Origin of the sequence: Mycolicibacterium cosmeticum (assembly GCF_000613185.1) — a bacterium.
GTDB classification, from domain to species: domain Bacteria; phylum Actinomycetota; class Actinomycetes; order Mycobacteriales; family Mycobacteriaceae; genus Mycobacterium; species Mycobacterium cosmeticum.
Genome location: NZ_CCBB010000003.1, coordinates 192,345 through 210,359, shown reverse-complemented (window position 1 = coordinate 210,359; position 18,015 = coordinate 192,345). Strand labels below are relative to the sequence as shown.

The window sequence follows — 18,015 nt, the reverse complement described above, 5'->3', positions numbered from 1 at the left end:
ACAGCCATCGTCCGGTGTCACCAAGACTTTTCCGGTACCGGCGGACCGGGTATCCGGGCGCCCGTCGGCCACCCACCGAGCTGACATATGACCTACTTAGGTCAGCCTTGCTAGCGGGGCTTCCGGGGCGGATGCAACTATGAGCAGGCATCTAGCCTAAGTTACTGGCGAGTAACACACCTTAAGTTACCTTTGAGTAACTTAAACCACGGGAGGCGCACGGTGGAAAACAGCCTGGAGCACACGCTCACGACGGGCCGGTTGATCCTTGGTTTGTTGATGACCGCCATCGTCTTGGTGTTCGCCGCCAAGCGGGTGCTGTGGCTGACCAAGCTGATCAACTCGGGGCAGCGCGTCGGCGACGAACGCGGCCGCAAAGACCATCTGGTCACCCGTTTCCTCAACCAGAACAAGGAAGTCTTCGCCCAGTCGAAGCTGCTGAAGTGGTCGATCCCCGGTATCGCGCACTTCTTCACCATGTGGGGCTTCTTCGTGCTGGCCTCGGTGTACCTGGAGGCCTACGGCGTCCTGTTCGACCCGGAGTTCCACATCCCGTTCGTCGGCCGCTGGGCCGTGCTGGGCTTCCTGCAGGACTTCTTCGCCCTGGCCGTGCTGGCCGGCATCGTCGTGTTCGCCATCATCCGCATCGCCCGCGAGCCCAAGAAGATCGGCCGCGAGTCGCGCTTCTACGGATCCCACACCGGCGGCGCGTGGGAGATCCTGTTCATGATCTTCCTGGTCATCCTGACCTACGCCATCTTCCGCGGCGCCGCGGTCAACGTGCTCGGCGAGAACTTCCCCTACCAGAGCGGAGCGTTCTTCTCCGACGGCATGGCCGCCCTGCTCGCCCCGCTGGGTCACACCGCCAACGCCTGGATCGAGACCATCGCGCTGATGGGCCACATCGGCGTCATGCTGGTGTTCCTGCTGATCGTGCTGCACTCCAAGCATCTGCACATCGGCCTGGCCCCGATCAACGTCACCTTCAAGCGGCTGCCGGACGGCCTCGGTCCGCTGCTGCCCATGGAGCACAAAGGCGAGCTGATCGACTTCGACGATCCCGCCGAGGACGCGGTCTTCGGCCGCGGCAAGATCGAGGACTTCACCTGGAAGGGCTACCTCGACTTCACCACCTGTACCGAATGTGGTCGCTGCCAGTCGCAGTGCCCGGCCTGGAACACCGGTAAGCCGCTGTCGCCCAAGCTCGTCATCATGAACCTGCGCGACCACCTGTTCGCGAAGGCGCCCTACATCCTGGGTGACAAGGAAAGCCCGCTGGAGAACACCCCCGAGGGCGGTCTCGGCGAGGAGATCCGCGGCGAGAAGCACAGCGAGAAGCACTCCCACGACCACGTCCCCGAGTCCGGCTTCGAGCGGATCATGGGCTCCGGCCCGGACCAGGCCACCCGGCCGCTGGTGGGCACCCTCGAGCAGGGCGGTGTCATCGACCCCGACGTGCTGTGGTCCTGCACCAACTGCGGCGCCTGCGTCGAGCAGTGCCCGGTCGACATCGAGCACATCGACCACATCGTCGACATGCGCCGCTACCAGGTCATGGTCGAGTCGGAGTTCCCCGGTGAACTGGGTGTGCTGTTCAAGAACCTGGAGAACAAGGGCAACCCCTGGGGCCAGAACGCCAAGGATCGCACCAACTGGATCGATGAGGTCGACTTCGACGTCCCGGTGTACGGCCAGGACGTGGACTCCTTCGAGGGCTTCGAGTACCTGTTCTGGGTCGGCTGCGCCGGCGCCTACGAGGACCGCGCCAAGAAGACCACCAAGGCCGTGGCCGAGCTGCTGGCCACCGCCGGGGTGAAGTTTCTGGTGCTGGGCACCGGTGAGACCTGCACCGGCGACTCGGCCCGCCGCGCCGGCAACGAGTTCCTGTTCCAGCAGCTCGCCGCGCAGAACGTCGAAACCATCAACGAGCTGTTCGAGGGTGTCGAAGCGGTGGACCGCAAGGTCGTGGTGACCTGCCCGCACTGCTACAACACGATCAACCGCGAATACCCGCAGCTGGGCGCCAACTACACCGTGGTGCACCACACCCAGCTACTCAACCGCCTGGTCCGGGACAAGAAGCTGATCCCGGTCACCCCGGTCGGCCAGGAGGTCACCTACCACGACCCGTGCTTCCTGGGCCGGCACAACAAGGAGTACGAGGCCCCGCGTGAGCTGGTCGGCGCGGCGGGCGCGAAGCTCACCGAGATGCCGCGGCACGCCGACCGCGGTCTGTGCTGTGGTGCCGGTGGCGCGCGGATGTGGATGGAAGAGCACATCGGCAAGCGCGTCAACCAGGAACGCACCGAGGAGGCCCTGGACACCGGGGCATCCGCGATCGCGACGGGCTGCCCGTTCTGCCGGGTGATGATCACCGACGGCGTCGACGAGGTCACCGCCAGCAGCGACCGCGCCAAGGCCGAGGTGCTCGACGTGGCTCAGCTGCTGCTGAACTCGCTGGACACCAGCGTCTACACGCTGCCGGAGAAGGGCACCGCCGCCGCGGCGTCGGCCGCTCGCGCCGAGGCCAGGGCGGCTACCGAAGCCGCAGAAGCCAAGGCCGCACCCGTGCAGGAGAAGGTCGAAGAGAAGGCCGAAGCGCCCGCCGCTGCCGCCGAGGCGCCCACTGCGGCTCCGGCACCGGTCACGGGGCTGGGCATCGCGGGTGGGGCCAAGCGTCCCGGCGCCAAGAAGGCCGCCCCGGCAGCCGCATCCGCCGCTCCGGCCGCCGAGGCTACGGCCCCGGCACCGGTCAAGGGCCTGGGCATCGCGGGTGGGGCCAAGCGTCCCGGCGCCAAGAAGGCAGCACCGGCCGCCGCGGCTCCGGCCGAAGCGCCCGCCGAGGCCGAAGCGCCCGCGGCACCCGCGGCCCCGGTGAAGGGTCTGGGGTTGGCCGCCGGTGCCAAGCGTCCGGGTGCCAAGAAGGCCGCGCCTGCCGCTGCCGCCGCTCCGGCGGCATCCTCCGAGGCGCCGGCCGCACCGGCCGAAGCGCCTGCGGCACCGGCCGAGCCCGCCAAGCCGGAACCGCCGGTCGTCGGCCTGGGCATCGCCGCGGGTGCACGTCGTCCCGGCGCCAAGAAGGCCGCGCCCAAGCCGGCCCCGGCCGCACCGGCGGAGCCGCCGGCCACGGCCGTCGAGCCCGAGTCCACGGCAAGCGAACCGGCTGCCGCCGCCGAGCCCGCCGAACCGGCCAAGCCGGAGCCCCCGGTGGTCGGGCTGGGCATCAAGCCCGGCGCCCGCCGCCCCGGCAAGCGCTGAAAACCCCAGCGATTTGTGGAGCCGCAGCCGTAATGGTTACGGCTGCGGCTCCACAAGTCGCAATTGGAATGGGGTCGCGCTGGTAATTCCGCCCGGGCAGGCGCCATTCGAATCCGCGGAAAGAACACCGCCCAGCGTCACCGGATCGATCGTCAAATAGATGACGGCGGGCTGATAACTCCCGTCGTCGCAGACATATCCGTCGGGCTTGGTCACCGAGAAATTCCACCGGCCGTCGGCGAAGGTCATCGGGCTGGTCCAGCCCTGATTGCTGGCCACCGTGCCGGTACACCCGGCGACACCGCACGCGCTGGAAATGGTCCAGAGATTCTCGTCGTCACCCCCGGCATAGGTGCCGTTGAGCAACGGTGGATCGGCCTGCGCCGACGCAGCGAAACCAAGTGCGGCAACGGCCGCCATCGCGAAGGCCGCAACCGCCCCACGTGTCATCGACGTCATAGTGATTCAGGAACCTAACACCGATCACGCAGAAAACTCCGACCCCGACGTCAAATTGCAACCTTGTCGAACCGCATCGAAAAACCGGTTTGCGGGCCCATGGGAGAATTAGCCGCGTGAGCACCCACCAGCTGTCGTGGCAGAACACCGGGCAACACCCGCGGCCGCGGACATTCGCGCAGTCCACCAAACTGCAGGACGTCCTTTACGAGATCCGCGGTCCGGTACACGAGCACGCCTCACGGCTGGAGGCCGAGGGTCACCGCATCCTCAAACTCAACATCGGCAACCCGGCCCCGTTCGGGTTCGAGGCGCCCGATGTGATCATGCGCGACATGATCCAGGCCCTGCCGACGGCGCAGGGCTACTCCGACTCCAAGGGCATCCTCAGCGCCCGGCGCGCGGTGTTCACCCGCTACGAATTGGTGGACGGTTTCCCGAAATTCGACGTCGACGACGTCTTCCTGGGCAATGGTGTCTCCGAGCTCATCACCATGACCCTGCAGGCCCTGCTGGACAACGGCGATCAGGTGCTCATCCCCGCGCCGGACTATCCGCTGTGGACGGCGTCGACCTCGCTGGCCGGTGGCACCCCGGTGCATTACCTGTGCGACGAGACGCAGGGCTGGAATCCCGATATCGCCGACCTGGAATCCAAGATCACCGACCGCACCAAGGCGATCGTCGTGATCAACCCGAACAACCCCACGGGTGCGGTGTACACCCGTGAGACTCTCACCCAGATCGCGGATCTGGCCCGCAAGCATCAACTGCTGCTGCTCGCCGACGAGATCTACGACAAGATCCTCTACGACGACGCCAAGCACGTCGCGATGGCTTCCGTGGCGCCGGACCTGCTGTGTTTGACTTTCAATGGCCTGTCCAAGGCCTACCGGGTGGCCGGGTACCGGTCCGGCTGGCTGGTGATCACCGGCCCGAAGGAACACGCGACCAGTTTCATCGAGGGCATCAGCCTGCTGGCGAATATGCGGTTGTGCCCGAATGTGCCTGCGCAGCATGCCATTCAAGTGGCCCTGGGTGGCCATCAGAGCATCGACGACCTGGTGCTGCCGGGTGGCCGGTTGCTCGAGCAGCGCGATATCGCGTGGGAGAAGCTCAACGAGATTCCCGGGGTGTCGTGCGTGAAACCGTCCGGCGCGCTGTATGCGTTCCCGCGGCTGGATCCCGAGGTGTACGACATCCACGACGACGAGCAGCTGGTGCTCGATCTGCTGCTGCAGGAGAAGATCCTGATCACCCAGGGCACCGGATTCAACTGGCCCACACCGGATCACCTGCGCATCGTCACCCTGCCCTGGGCCCGCGACCTGGCCAAGGCCATCGAACGGCTGGGCAACTTCCTGGTGAGCTACCGCCAGTAAGGCGCCAGCCCGACCCCTTACCCTTGCTCAGGTGACGCACTCGCACGGGCATTCGCACTCGCTGGACGGACCCTCACCGCTGGGCCCGCTGGCCGCCCGGATCGTCATCGGCTTGCTGGCGGCCATCGGCGTCGCCACCGTCGTCGGGGCGGTGTGGTTGTGGCCCAGCCAGCAGAAGGTCGACATTCCGCTGCCGTTCCAGAACTCGTCGGGCGGCGCGGTCACCACCGAGGCCGGCCGAGTGCTGGCCACCGGCAAGTCGGTGTGCGGCGGCCAGGACGTCGGCGCCGTGCTGACCAGGGAATCCCTGCCCACCGGGCCCGCGGATTCGCCGTGCGTGCGGTCCATGGTCGCCATCGAGTCCGGGCCCAATTCGGGCGCCATGACCGCCCTGGAATTCAGCGGCGGCCCCAGCCAACCGCAACTGGCGGTCGGTGACCAGATCCGGATCACCCGCCAGGTCGACCCCACCGGCACCACCACCTACGCGTTCTACGACTACGAGCGGACGTGGCCGCTGGTCTCGCTGGCCGCCGCGTTCGCGCTCGTCGTGGTGGCGGTGGCGCGGTGGCGCGGGCTGCGCGCCCTGATCGGCATCGTGGTGGCGTTCATCGTGTTGGTGGTGTTCCTGCTGCCCGCGCTGCGCGACGGTGCGCCCACCGTTCCGGTGGCGCTGGTGGCGTCCTCGGCGATCCTTTACGCGGTGATCTACCTGGCGCACGGCGTGAGCCTGCGCACCAGCGCGGCCCTGCTGGGCACCCTGACGGCACTCTTCCTCGCGGCGTTGTTGTCGTGGGCGGCAATCGAATTGACCAACCTCACCGGCCTGTCCGAAGAGGAGAACAACGCCGTCGCCACCTATATGGGCAACGTGTCGATCACCGGCCTGCTGCTGGCCGGGTTCATCGTCGGCTCGCTGGGTGTGCTCAACGACGTCACCGTCACGCAGGCGTCGACGGCGTTCGAGTTGGCCGAGCACGCGACGTCACGGCGGGCCATCTTTGCCGGGGCCATGCGGGTGGGCCGCGACCACATCGCCAGCACCGTCTACACGCTGGTGCTGGCCTATGCCGGTAGCGCGCTGCCGCTGCTGCTGTTGTTCAGCGTGGCCAACCGCTCCCTGGGCGACGTGCTGACCAGTGAGAGCGTGGCCATCGAGATCGCGCGCTCCGCGGTGGGTGGCATCGCGCTGGCCTTGTCGGTGCCGTTGACGACGGCGATCGCCGCGGTGCTGGCCACGCCCGGGCCGGCCGCTCGCTAGACCAGATCCGACTCGGAGAGCTCGGTGGCCGCCAGCGCCGCCTCCAGGCTGGCGTGCCGGAACACCGACGTGACGTGATCGTGCACCACTCGGAACGCCGACCCGAAGGTGTCCGCGTCGGCACCGTCGTCACCGGTGACGGTCTGCTCGGCCACCACCACACCGTCGTGCACGTACAGCCGGCCCACGGTCACCGTGTCGCCCAGGCCCTGGGCCCAATCCCGCAACGCGGCACGGCCCTGCGCGGCGCCGCCGGCGTCCCCGAATTCGATGTCGTCGCTGCACAACCGGTCCAAGGTGGCGAAGTCCCTGGCGTTCAGGGCGTCATGCCAGGCGAGGACGGTGGCGATCTCGGAGGTACTCACGCCACAACTCTAGAACGGCGTGCTGGCCAGCCAGCCATCCCACACGGCGGAGTCGCCGAGCACCTCGACACCGTCGGCGCGGCGCCGGGTGATGGCCAGCAGCAGGTCCCTGGCGGAGCCACGCACCGCCGCATCACCTTTGGCGTGCGCGTGCGACCACGCCAGGCCGTCTTCGTCGTTGACGATCAGCCACTCCCCCGTCGGCCCCAGGGCGTCGTCGGTGGCGTGCAGGTGCAGCCGCTGCCCGGGTGTCAGGCCCTGGCCGCGGGCGGTGCTGAGCTCGATCCACTCGCTCACCCCGTCGGCGGCCAACTCGGCCGACAGGGTGAAATCCGCTCCGGTCGCCAGGTCGGCGTCGGCGCGGTGCACGGTCAGCTCGTGCAGGCGGCGGCGGATCCACCAGCCCGCCGGCCGCGGACCCAGGAACGTCCACACCCGTTGCGACCCCACCTGCTCCACGGCGTCGAGGATCAGCTGGGCTCCGGCGTGCAGCCACGCGATGGCGGCGTCCGGGTCGTCGGGTGGTTTGCCGTCCGGCACGTCGCGCGGGTCCAGCGGCTCGGACCGGCGGTCGCTGATGATCTTTGCGCTCCAACGGTTTCCGCGGCCGACGTGGCGGAACAACTGTTTCAGTGTCCAGTCCGGGCATGTCGGGACGGGCGTCGACGGATCCGACTGACGGATCACGTCGCCGAAGAGTTTGGTCTGCTCGAGCAGGGCGGCCCGGAAGTCCACGCCTACGACCGTAGCGCGGGACGGGCTTCCCCGAGGGCGATCGGCAGGGTCGCCCACCCGCGCAGCACCCGGGTGTCCCGCCGAGCTCCGGTACCGGCCAGCCGGGCGTTGGGATACCGCGCGAAGAAAGTCTGCAGACCCACCTCGCCCTCGGCGCGGGCGAGCGCGGCACCCAGGCAGAAATGCCGGCCGGCCGAGAAGGACAGGTGCCGGCCGGCGTTGTCGCGTTCGATGTCGAAGCGGTGCGGGTCGGCGAACACCGCGGGGTCGCGGTTGGCCCCGGCGAGATGGACGATGATCAGCTCGCCGCGCTGCACCGGCGTGCCGGCCAGGTCCAGGTCGCGCCCGGCGATGCGGGCGCTCATCTGCACCGGCGAATCCAGTCGCAGGATCTCTTCGACCGTGTTGGGCCACAGCTCCGGCCGGGCCGCCAGGGTGTCCAGGTGTTCGGGGTGGTCCAACAGCATGCGGATGCCGTTGCCCAGCAGGTTGACCGTCGTCTCGAAACCGGCGGCCAGCACCAGCCCGGCCAGTGCCTTGAGCTCACGCTCGGTCAGCGGGGCGCCGGCCGCACCGCTGTCGGCGGCGGCGATGATCTGGCTCAGCAGGTCGTCGCCGGGATTGCGGCGCAGCTCGCGCAGGTGCCCACCCAGCCAGTTGTCGAAACCGGCGATGCCCTCCTCGACCTGCTGGGACTGCGCCCAGGACAGGCCGATGTCGAGGCTGGGCGCGGCCAGTTCGCCGAAGCGCAGGATGTTGGGCCGGTCCGCTTCGGGGACGCCGAGGATATCGCCGATCACCGCGACGGGCAGTTGGGAGCAGTAGCGGTCGACGATGTCGACGGTGTCGCCGCCGAGTTCGTCGAGCAACTGGTCGGCGCGCTCCTGGACGCGTTCGCGCAGCCGCGCCACGGCCCGGGTGGTGAACACCGACGACACCAGCTTGCGCATCCGGGTGTGTTCGGGCGGCTCGATGGACAGCAGCGACGGCGGCTGGATGGGGTGCAGCAGGTCGTCGGAGGTGCGTTCGACGATCCAGCGCAGCGGCTTGGGCAGGTTGACGCCCAGCGCGCTGACCCGCCAGTCCTCGGAGCGCAGCACTTCGGCGGCGATGGCGTGGTCGAAGGTGAGCAGCACGGCCCGGCCGCGGACCACCCGGCCCAGGGTCCGCATCTCGTCGGCGAAGGCGCCCGGATCGGTGCGGGCCTGCGGGTCGGCGATCAGCCGCGCCTGCGGGTCGCCCCGCCGCGCGGCCACCGCGGAGATCCCGCGTATCACCCCGTGCAGAGCCAGCCAACGTATCCGTTGCCGCATGGCTCTCGAGCTTACGGCGCCCTGCGCGGGGCGCAGAAGATCACTCAGCGCGGGGCGCAGAAGATCAGGAAGCAGGGGCCACTCTTCTTCGGCCCGTCGCCGTGATCACCACGGCCGCCACCGGGACCGCCGCCGCCCGGGTTACCCGAGCCCGGGTAGCCGCCATTGGAACCGCCGGGGTACTGACCGGGGTAGCCACCGTTCGAACCGCCCGGGTACTGGCCCGGATAGCCACCGTTGGAGCCACCCGGGTACTGGCCCGGATAGCCACCGTTGGAGCCACCCGGGTATTGGCCGGGATAGCCGCCGGGGTACTGGCCCGGGTAGTCGTCGTCGGGATCCTGCTGTTTGGGGCCCGGATCCCACGGCGGCCGCCACACCGGCACCTGCGGGCGCGGCCAGACGATCACCGGCGGCGGCACCACGACCGGCGGCGCGACCACCGGAGGAGCTGGCGCCGGCGCCTCGGGCGCGGGGGCCGGCGGCGGCGCGGCCGGTTCGGGTGCCGGCGCCGCGGGCGCGGGGGCCTGCTCGACGTACACCTTGCGCGGTGCCGGGGCTTCTTGCACCACCGGGATGGGCGCCTTGATGGTCTCGGCGGCCGGCGGTGGCGGCGCGGCCGGCTGCACGGGGGCCGCTTCGGGCACCGGCGCGGGCGCGGCGGGCGGCGCGCTCGGAGCGACCGCGTTCTGCGCCGGCGACGGACGCTGATCGGCGGTGGGCCGGATGCTGACCGCCAGCGAAACGGCAAGGGCCACAACACCGACCACGAAGATGGACATCAGGGCGCTGCCCACCAGGAAGAAGGGTTTGCGGCCTTCCTCGACCGGTGCCGGCGTTTCGGCGAACGCGGCGTCGACGTCGTCGGCGAACAGCGGCGCTTCGGCGGACGACATCGCCAGCTGGGTGTCGGCGGCGGCCATGGCCGCGTACGCCGATCCGGCGGTGGGACCGTCGGGGTCCTGCGAGTAGGCCAGGCCGACGGTGGACGCCTCGAAGGTGGGCGCGTTGGCGGCGGCCAGGGCGGCGCCGCGGGCCAGCGCCAGCTCGGATTCCTCCGGGGCGCTGACCGGGATGTCGACCAGGTGTTCCAGGTGGTCCTTGACCGAGGACACGTCGACGCCGGAACCGACGATGAACATGCCCTGCGGCGCGGTCGACTGACCGGCGACCGCGGCGGCCATCTCGGCCAGCACGGCCATGGCGTCGGTGCTGTGCAGGCTGCGGCTGAGGACCTTGACGACGGACCCGTCGTCACCGTTGACGACCGACAAGGTGGCGGTGTCGCGGTCGAGGAACAGCAGCGCGGTGGACTGGTAGCCCACGGCGGCGCCGGCCGCCTGGGCCAGGGCGCTGGCGGCGTGCAGTTCCGAGACCAGCATGACGTCGGTGATGCCGTGGGCGGCCAGGGCGTCGCGCAGCGCCGCGGCTTCGGTGTGGTCGGTCCATGTCACGCCGATGTGGGCCAGATGGTGACCGCCGGCTTCCGCACTCTCCTGCGTGCCGAGCACCGCCTGGACCACTTGATCGGCCGCGCTGGGTGTTGCTGAGTCGTTCGATGGCGAGACACCGAAGACGTCGTGGTCGACGGTGGCCCCGTCGGCTTTGTCGCCCTCAACCAGCACCATCCGCACCGTCGTAGGTGTCAAAGACACACCTAATACGATGTCCACTTACCCCTCCAAAGTGTTTGCTACACCATCCAGATCGCCGAGGTCGCGCGCGTGCGGCACAAAGCGCCGACTAGATGGTTCATCGCCTTCACCAGCGCCGTCGTTACATCCGACGACGTTAGCTAGACCACTTAATCGACCCTACTCGCGTCACGCCGCGATGGCTCTGCCGTCTTCGGCCCACACCCTGCCACCGCGGGCTGTGCGGGGGCTATGACTGGATGAAGTTCTGGTAGGAGCGAGACGGCGTCGGGCCGCGTTGGCCTTGGTATTTGGAGCCGGCCGCGGCGCTGCCGTAGGGGTTCTCGGCCGGGCTGGTGAGTCGCAGCAGGCACAGCTGGCCGATCTTCATGCCGGGCCACAGGGTGATCGGCAGGTTGGCGACGTTCGACAGCTCCAGCGTGATGTGGCCACTGAAGCCGGGGTCGATGAAGCCCGCGGTGGAGTGGGTCAGCAGGCCGAGCCGACCGAGTGAGGACTTGCCTTCCAGGCGCCCGGCCAGGTCGTCGGGCAGGCTGCAGCGTTCCAGGGTGGCGCCCAGCACGAACTCGCCGGGGTGCAGCACGAACGGCTCCCCCTCCTTGGGCTCGACCAGCGAGGTGAGGTCGTCCTGTCGTTGCGCCGGGTCGATGTGGGTGTAGCGGGTGTTGTTGAACACCCGGAACAGGTTGTCCAGGCGGACGTCGACGCTGGACGGCTGGATCAGGGCGTCATCGAACGGGTCGAGCGCCAGACGGCCTGCCGAGATCTCGGCGCGGATGTCGCGGTCGGAGAGCAGCACGCGATGAGCCTAGCCACCCCGCGTCGGTCCGTGCCGAGTCGCGCAGACATCGCCGATCTTCAGCCAACACACAGTATTGACGCTAGCGTCAATCCATCACATGGTGTCGGCCCGGACAGGAGCTTCCAAATGCACGCACTCGCAACCCGATTGACCCTTCCCGCGGCAGCGCTGGTCGCTGCCGGTGTCGTGACCGTGACACCCGCGGTGGCCCCGCCGCCGGCGTTGACGCTCGCCGCGCCACCGATCGTGCACAGCATGCAGATGCCGGATATTCAGTTGGCCGCCACGGTGGCCGACATCCTGGAGTTCCCGGCGCTCAAGCAGTGGGTGCGCAACCAGGTCACCGACGTCGCCACTCTGGCCGTCGGTTGGGCCAAAGCCGGTGAAGGCGTCGGCATGACACTGCGCGGCGCCCCCGAGTTCGCGCGCACCCTGCTCCAGCAGGTATTCGCCGGCGATCTGCTCGGGGCACTGACCACCATCGAGAAAGGCTTCGCCGGCGCCGTCACGGTGATCGGCGGGCCGTTGCTGGTGTCGCTCATCGAACGCAACCAGCGGACGTTGGCCGTGGATCTGGCGATGCAGGAGGCCGTGCCGGCCGCGCTGATCGGGCTGGGCACCGCACTGGTCGCCGGGTTCGACGATTTCGCCCGGTCGGTGATCATCGCCGGACAGAACGTCGTCGATTCGTTGCTGCCCATCAATATCGGCAATGTCATCAATGCACTGGTGGACGGCGTCAAGCTGATCGCGCAGGGGCTGGGCGAGGGCGCCGGCAAGATCGTCGACGGCATCGTGTTCGCGCAGCAGACCATCGCCACGGCGTTGGCCGCGCAGCCGACGAGCACGCTCGCACCGACGGCGAAGGTGGCCGGGGCTGCCGCCCTGTCGGTGTCGACGCCACCGAGTACGGCCGACACCACTGTGGTGACACTGAAGACGGGGACGGATACCACCGGCTCGGCCACCGTCGCGACGCCCAGTGCGACCGCCGATCCGAAGCCGACGGCCGACCCGCAACCGACGGCGGATCCGACGCCGAGCGCCACGGCAGCGCCCAGCCCGACGGCAGCGCCCAAGCCCACCGAGGACGTCACCAAGACGGGCAACAAGTTCGAGCCGGGTTCCAAGGTCTCCGATGTCGAGACCAGCTCGGGATCCACCGGGCCGACGAGTACGCCGACCGCTGGGACGCCGGCTACCACCACAACGACCACCACGACGGGTGAAGCCACGTCGGGTGATACGACCTCGGCCGGGACCACCGGCGGCGGTGAGGCCAACGCCCCGAGCAGCCAGGATGGCGGCGCGGCGGCGGCCTGATTGCGGTGCCCGACCCCGGCGGTGCTAACCTTCCTGATCACCAGCACCGCTGGTACGCCGATGTAGTTCAATGGCAGAACATCAGCTTCCCAAGCTGAATACGCGGGTTCGATTCCCGTCATCGGCTCCATTTTTCACAGCCGCCAGTAGGGTTCGAACCGCTTCACCATCGGTTCATGTAGTCACCAAGGGGACCAGCCGAGTCCTGCAGATCTCGCCGTGCGATTGCCCCATGCGAACGTTGCCTCCAGCGGCTAAAGCGCCTGCGCCGATGGTTCGCTGCTCGACAACCCGGACCAACGCGGGCAAATGTCCGACTTACCGTAATAACTCGGACTAACGCTATCGTTAGTCCGAGTTAGGAGGCATCGATGCGACCCAGCGGCGCGTGGCCTCGCCACAACGCAGAGCGACGCCCTTGGGCACAGACCCAACGGGGTGGCACCCGCGAAGACCGAACACTTCGTTCCGTCACGGTGTCCCTTCCCCCGTACATCGCCGATGTCCATCCGACCGTCGACGCGGATACCGCTGTCGAAGTCGAAGCCGCCATGAGCGAGATCTCTCGACTCGACAGCACGCACGGAACGCACCTCGGGGCGCTCAGCACTCTCCTGCTTCGAACAGAATCGGTGGCATCGTCGAAGATCGAGCGCATCGAAGCGAGCTTGGACGACTACGCCCGCGCGCTGCACGGCGGACGCGGCAACTCAAGCGCGGTATCCATGGTGGCGGCGACGACAGCCCTGAACAGCATGATCGAGAGCGTCAACCAAAACGACCCCGTACAGATGACCGCTATCTTGCGCGCACACGAGGCGCTGATGCGAGACGATCCGACAGAGGGGCCGCACGCTGGTCACATAAGGACTGTCCAAAACTGGATCGGCGGAAGCGACCACTCGCCGAGAGATGCGCTCTACGTGCCGCCACCACCAGACACGGTGCCCGCGTATATGGACGACCTGATCGAGTTCGCAAACCGAACCGACATTCCCGTTCTCATTCAGGCCGCCATCGTCCACGCACAATTCGAATCGATTCATCCGTTCACCGACGGCAACGGCCGGATCGGCCGGGCACTCATCAACGCCATCCTTCGGCGAAAGGCAGCAACTACGCGCGTCGTCGTCCCCCTGGCATCGGCGCTTGTTGCCCACCGAGAGCGTTACTTCGGCGCACTCGACACCTACCGGGCCGGCGACCTACGCCCACTGATAGTCACATTTGCGAACGCATCGAGGACCGCCGCAGCCGAATCACGCACCACCGCAGAGCGATTGGCCGAGATACCAACGGAGTGGCGCAACATGGCCGGACCGATCAGGCGTCACAGTGCGACCGACAAACTCCTCCAATTACTACCGTCGACGCCGATCGTTTCGTCCGACGACGTCGCATCACTTGTCGACGCACCCCGAAGCAGCGTGTTCGCCGCGATAAAACGCCTACACGAGACCGGCGTTCTACGTCCCTTGACCGACCGCAAACGAGACCAAGTATGGGGCGCAAGCCTTGTCCTCGACGAACTCGACGACTTAGGGCGCAGGATCGAGCGAGCGAGCACTTAAGACCCGGCGGTCCGTCCCGCCGCGGCGCCTTGACAATCCTGGCGCTGCGATATGCAATATATTGCAGCAGAGGGGTGGACATGGTGGAACTGTTCGGCCGCGGGGTCGAGCTGCACCGGATCGAGCGCTTCCTCGAGGGCGTGCGAACCACCGGCGGTGATACCCGGTTTGTCAACGGCGAGCCCGGCGTCGGCAAAACCGCTCTGCTCGCCGCCGCGGCTGACCGGGCGCGCGCGGCGGACATGCTCGTGTTGAGCGCCTCGGGTTCGGAGTTCGAGGTCCACATCGGCTATTCCGGGCTCAACCAACTGCTTCTGCCGCTGCGCCACGACGTGGACCGTCTTCCGCCTGGATCGCGCGATGCGCTGATGGTGGCGCTCGGATTCGGGCCCGGTCCCCAACCGGATGCGCTGCTCGTCTGCAATGCCGCGCTGTCCCTCCTCCTGGCGGTCGCGGAACGGAAACCGCTGCTGCTGCTCATCGACGACATCCAGTGGATCGACGGCGCCAGCGCCATGGTGTTCGGTTTCATCGCGCGACGGGTGGCGGGTCACCCCGTCGGGCTGGTGATGTCGTGCCGGACCGGCACTGTTTGTCCGCTCGATCGCCGGGGACTGACCGAGCAAGTGGTCGAGCCGCTCGACCGCGAGGCGTCCGAACGCCTCGTCGACGACCGCTTCCCGCACCTGTCGCTGGGCCTCCGGGAACGGGTGCTCGACCTCGCCCAGGGAAACCCGCTCGCCCTGGTCGAACTCCCCGACCCGCTGAGCTGCATGCCGCCTCCCGTCGACCAGCCCGACGCCGTGCCGTTGACCGATCGGCTCCAGGCACTGTTCACCTCCCGCATCGCTGCCCTCCCGGATGCAACCCGCCGGCTGCTGCTCGTCGCGGCGTTCGAGGGCACCGGTGACGTGCGCCTGTTGCGTCAGGTCGCCGGCGAGCAACCGGGCCTCACCGATCTCGCCCCGGCCGAGCACGCGCAGCTCGTCCACGTCGATGACGGCACCGCTCGAATCACCTTCCGCCACCCTCTGATTCGAGCGACTGTCGTCGCGATGTCCACCCACGAGGACCGTCGTCACGCCCACCTCATGCTGGCACGATCACTGCACGCCGACCAGGAACGGCAGGCCTGGCATCTGGCCGCGGCAGCGGTTGGCCCCGACGACGCGACGGCCGAGGTGCTCGACCGGGTGGCACGCCGGACCATGCACCGCGGGGATCCGCGCGGGGCGGTGTCGGCACTGGTCCGGGCAGCCGAGCTCAGCACCACGCCCCAGTCTCGAGGACGCAGACTGGCCGAGGCCGCCTATATCGGCGCGGAGTCCGGCAGCACGCTCGGCGATCCGGAAACCCTTCTCACCGAGGCCCGTCGGGCCGGTCCGGACTCGACGGGATCGCTGCACGCGGCGAACGCCGCGACGTTCCTGATGCTCAACGCCGGCGGAGCCGTCGACGCCGCGCACCGACTCCTCCTCGGCGCGATCGAGGCCGCCGACCACGGTTACCGGGCCGACGACGCGGCACTCGTCGAGGCGATGCACACGCTGCTCCTGCTCTCCTGGTACGCGGGCACGCCCGCCCATTGGGAGTCGTTCTTCCGCGTTCTGCGCATGCTGACCCCCGAACCACCTGAGCTGCTGGCACTGGCCAGCAGGACCTTCGCCGACCCGCTGCGCACCGGTGCGGCGGCAGCACCCGAGCTGGAGCGCGTCCTGGCCACGCTCCCCGGTGAGACCGACCCTTCGCGGATCGTCCGGATCGGTGCGGCATCGGTCTTCCTGGACCGGCTGGCAGACACGCGCGAAGCGCACTGGCGGGTGGTCCGCCACGGCCGCGACGGTGGTTCCCCGCGCAGACACATCGGCGCCCTGATGCACCTGTGCCTGGACGACTACCTCACCGGACGTTGGGACGAAGCCGAGGAACTCGCCCACGAGGGGCAAGAGCTGTGCAACGCAACCGGTTTCACCTTCTTCACGTGGTACTTCCTGTACAACCGAGCGGTGATCGCGGCCGGCCGGGGTCGCAACGACGAGGCGTCCGCACTGGCCGACGAGATGAGCCATTGGGCACGACCCCGCGGCGCCACCAGTGTCCTTCTCTATGCGCACCACCCCCGTGCGCTCGCCGCCGCGGTCACCGGCGACTTCGACGCCGCCTTCCGCCACGCTGCTGCGCTCAGCGCGCCCGGTGTCCTCAACGTCCATGTCCCGCAGTGCACCTGGGTCATGTTTGACCTCGTCGAGGCGGCGCTACGCACCGGTCGCGATGCGGAAGCCCGGGCCCACCTCGGTGCCATGCGGGCTACCGATGTCGCGGCACTGTCACCGCGAATGAACCTGATCCAGCGCGGGGTGGCGGCGCTGGTGCTCGACCACGAGACCGCCGACGCCGCGCTCGAGGAATCACTGGCCTCCCCGGCCTCGGATCGGTGGCTGTTCGAGGCATGCCGCATCCGTCTGGCCTACGCCGAAGCCCTGCGCAGACGTAAGGAATCGCAGCGAGCGCAGCGGCACCTCCTCATCGCCGAAGACGGCTTCGCCGCGATGGGCGCGCAGCCGTTGCTGGAGCGTGTCCGACAGGAGTTGCGTGCCAGCGGATTTCGGTCTTCGAACCCGCCGTCGAAGTCGACGTTGACGTCGCAGGAGCTGCAAATCGCCCACCTGGCCGCCAGCGGTCTGACCAACCGGCAGATCGGCGAGCGGCTGTACCTGTCACACCGCACTGTGGGCGCCCACCTGTATCGCGCGTTCCCCAAGCTGGGCGTGTCCTCACGAGCCGGGCTTCGCGACGCGCTGTCCGCCGACGCGAGCCCGGACATCCCGGTCAGTCGAACGCACCCGCGTACGCGTTGAGCGCGGGCTGTCCGCCCAGATGGGCATAGAGCACCGTCGACCCCGGTGCGATGTCACCGCGCCGCACCAGGTCGATGAGCCCGGCCATCGACTTACCCTCGTACACCGGGTCGATGATCATTCCCTCGAGGCGGGCGGTCAACCGGATGGCGTCGATCGTGGACTGCACCGGGATGCCGTAGCGATCACCGGCCCACCCTTCAAGCACGGTGATCTCGTCGTCCTCCAGCGGCCGGCCCAGGCCGATGAGGTCGGCGGTGTGCCTGGCGATGCGCGCCACCTGTTCACGGGTCTTGACGATGGTCGCGGAGGCGTCGATGCCCAGGACACGGCGAGGCCGGTCCTGCCCCGCGAATCCGGCGATCATCCCGGCGTGTGTCGAGCCGGTGACGGTGCAGACGACGATCGTGTCGAAGAAGACGCCGAGTTCCCGCTCCTGCTGCTGCACCTCGTAGGCCCAGTTCGCGAAACCGAGTCCGCCGAGCGGATGTTCGGATGCACCGGCAGGGATGCCGTAGGGCACACCGCCGGCAGCGCGCACCTCTTCGAGCGCCGTCTCCCAGGAATCCTTGATGCCGATACCGAATCCGGCGGGGTCCAGGCGTACATCGGCGCCCATGATCCGGGAGAGCAGGATGTTGCCGACCTTGTCGTTGACGACGTCGGGCCAGTCGACCCAGCGTTCCTGGACCAGCCGCGCCTTCATCCCCAGCCGCGCTGCGACCGCGGCCACCTGGCGGGTGTGGTTGGACTGGTAACCACCGATCGAGACCAGCGTGTCGGCACCCTTGGCCAGGGCGTCGGGAACGATGTACTCGAGTTTGCGCATCTTGTTGCCGCCGTAGGCGAGTCCCGAATTGCAGTCCTCGCGCTTGGCCCAGATCCGCGCGCCGCCGAGATGCTCGGTCAGGCGTTCCAGCGGGTGGACGGGGCTGGGGCCGAAGAGCAGGGGATGGCGTTCGAAGTCGGCAAGGGACATGATTCCTCGTTCCATGGAGTGGGGATCGGGCGCCGGGTCGGCGTTCGCGGGGCG

General features: G+C 68.5%; 13 protein-coding genes and 1 tRNA gene. 7 read left to right on the top strand and 7 right to left on the bottom strand.

What is annotated here, in order from left to right; translation table 11 throughout:
* Nucleotides 1-279 precede the first annotated feature (279 nt).
* A complete protein-coding gene (locus BN977_RS20030; RefSeq protein ID WP_191262565.1) occupies nucleotides 280-3,258 on the top strand; it encodes a (Fe-S)-binding protein in 2,979 nt (992 codons plus the stop codon).
* 36 nt (nucleotides 3,259-3,294) lie between these two features.
* On the opposite strand, the gene BN977_RS31530 is transcribed toward BN977_RS20030, so the two are convergent.
* The gene (locus BN977_RS31530; RefSeq protein ID WP_234709645.1) at nucleotides 3,295-3,678 is read right to left on the bottom strand and encodes a hypothetical protein; all 384 of its coding nucleotides are present in this window, start codon (nucleotides 3,676-3,678) and stop codon (nucleotides 3,295-3,297) included.
* 146 nt (nucleotides 3,679-3,824) lie between these two features.
* Between BN977_RS31530 and BN977_RS20020 the strand changes: the two genes are divergently transcribed.
* Entirely contained in the window at nucleotides 3,825-5,099 is a 1,275-nt protein-coding gene (locus BN977_RS20020) for a pyridoxal phosphate-dependent aminotransferase (protein ID WP_109790319.1), read from the top strand.
* A gap of 31 nt (nucleotides 5,100-5,130) precedes the next feature.
* Nucleotides 5,131-6,360 (top strand): YibE/F family protein, encoded by a 1,230-nt coding sequence (locus tag BN977_RS20015; protein WP_036400920.1) that lies wholly within the window; start codon nucleotides 5,131-5,133, stop codon nucleotides 6,358-6,360.
* Here the strand turns inward: BN977_RS20015 and BN977_RS20010 are convergent.
* The 5 genes from BN977_RS20010 to dcd form a co-directional block, all read right to left on the bottom strand.
* Nucleotides 6,357-6,725, bottom strand: coding sequence for a nuclear transport factor 2 family protein (locus tag BN977_RS20010; protein ID WP_036400918.1), 369 nt, complete (start codon nucleotides 6,723-6,725; stop codon nucleotides 6,357-6,359). The genes BN977_RS20015 and BN977_RS20010 overlap by 4 nt on opposite strands.
* 9 nt (nucleotides 6,726-6,734) lie before the next feature.
* Nucleotides 6,735-7,460 carry a maleylpyruvate isomerase family mycothiol-dependent enzyme gene (locus BN977_RS20005; RefSeq protein ID WP_036400916.1) on the bottom strand — a complete coding sequence of 242 codons (726 nt, stop codon included), beginning with the start codon at nucleotides 7,458-7,460 and terminating at the stop codon, nucleotides 6,735-6,737.
* Between the two features lie 2 nt (nucleotides 7,461-7,462).
* A complete protein-coding gene (locus BN977_RS20000) occupies nucleotides 7,463-8,773 on the bottom strand; it encodes a cytochrome P450 (RefSeq protein WP_051561735.1) in 1,311 nt (436 codons plus the stop codon).
* A 44-nt stretch (nucleotides 8,774-8,817) separates the two neighbouring features.
* Nucleotides 8,818-10,446 (bottom strand): DUF7159 family protein, encoded by a 1,629-nt coding sequence (locus BN977_RS19995; RefSeq protein ID WP_036400914.1) that lies wholly within the window; start codon nucleotides 10,444-10,446, stop codon nucleotides 8,818-8,820.
* A 211-nt stretch (nucleotides 10,447-10,657) separates the two neighbouring features.
* Entirely contained in the window at nucleotides 10,658-11,227 is a 570-nt protein-coding gene (gene dcd / locus BN977_RS19990; RefSeq protein WP_024455255.1) for a dCTP deaminase, read from the bottom strand.
* 129 nt (nucleotides 11,228-11,356) lie between these two features.
* On the opposite strand from dcd, the gene BN977_RS19985 reads away from it, so the two are divergent.
* The 4 genes from BN977_RS19985 (at nucleotide 11,357) to BN977_RS19970 (ending at nucleotide 16,982) form a co-directional block, all read left to right on the top strand.
* On the top strand, nucleotides 11,357-12,553 hold the full coding sequence (locus BN977_RS19985) for a hypothetical protein (RefSeq protein ID WP_036400911.1): 1,197 nt from the start codon (nucleotides 11,357-11,359) through the stop codon (nucleotides 12,551-12,553).
* 56 nt (nucleotides 12,554-12,609) lie between these two features.
* Nucleotides 12,610-12,683: transfer RNA gene (locus tag BN977_RS19980), tRNA-Gly, on the top strand.
* Nucleotides 12,684-13,029: 346 nt separating this feature from the next.
* Nucleotides 13,030-14,124 carry a Fic family protein gene (locus BN977_RS19975; protein ID WP_227456379.1) on the top strand — a complete coding sequence of 365 codons (1,095 nt, stop codon included), beginning with the start codon at nucleotides 13,030-13,032 and terminating at the stop codon, nucleotides 14,122-14,124.
* Nucleotides 14,125-14,204: 80 nt separating this feature from the next.
* On the top strand, nucleotides 14,205-16,982 hold the full coding sequence (locus tag BN977_RS19970) for an ATP-binding protein (protein ID WP_165576358.1): 2,778 nt from the start codon (nucleotides 14,205-14,207) through the stop codon (nucleotides 16,980-16,982).
* Here BN977_RS19970 and BN977_RS19965 read toward each other — a convergent pair.
* Nucleotides 16,954-17,961: a 1-aminocyclopropane-1-carboxylate deaminase gene (locus tag BN977_RS19965; RefSeq protein WP_036404006.1), complete on the bottom strand. Its 1,008-nt coding sequence runs from the start codon at nucleotides 17,959-17,961 to the stop codon at nucleotides 16,954-16,956. The two genes, BN977_RS19970 and BN977_RS19965, sit on opposite strands and share 29 nt — an antisense overlap.
* Between the last annotated feature and the right edge of the window lie 54 nt (nucleotides 17,962-18,015).

Bases quoted from the DNA above. Each gene is read 5' to 3' on its own strand.
- BN977_RS31530 (WP_234709645.1), bottom strand. From the start codon at position 3,678: ATGGCGGCCGTTGCCGCACTTGGTTTCGCTGCGTCGGCGCAGGCCGAT.
- BN977_RS19965 (WP_036404006.1), bottom strand. From the start codon at position 17,961: ATGTCCCTTGCCGACTTCGAACGCCATCCCCTGCTCTTCGGCCCCAGC.
- BN977_RS20000 (WP_051561735.1), bottom strand. From the start codon at position 8,773: ATGCGGCAACGGATACGTTGGCTGGCTCTGCACGGGGTGATACGCGGG.
- BN977_RS20030 (WP_191262565.1), top strand. From the start codon at position 280: ATGACCGCCATCGTCTTGGTGTTCGCCGCCAAGCGGGTGCTGTGGCTG.
- BN977_RS19970 (WP_165576358.1), top strand. From the start codon at position 14,205: ATGGTGGAACTGTTCGGCCGCGGGGTCGAGCTGCACCGGATCGAGCGC.
- BN977_RS19985 (WP_036400911.1), top strand. From the start codon at position 11,357: ATGCACGCACTCGCAACCCGATTGACCCTTCCCGCGGCAGCGCTGGTC.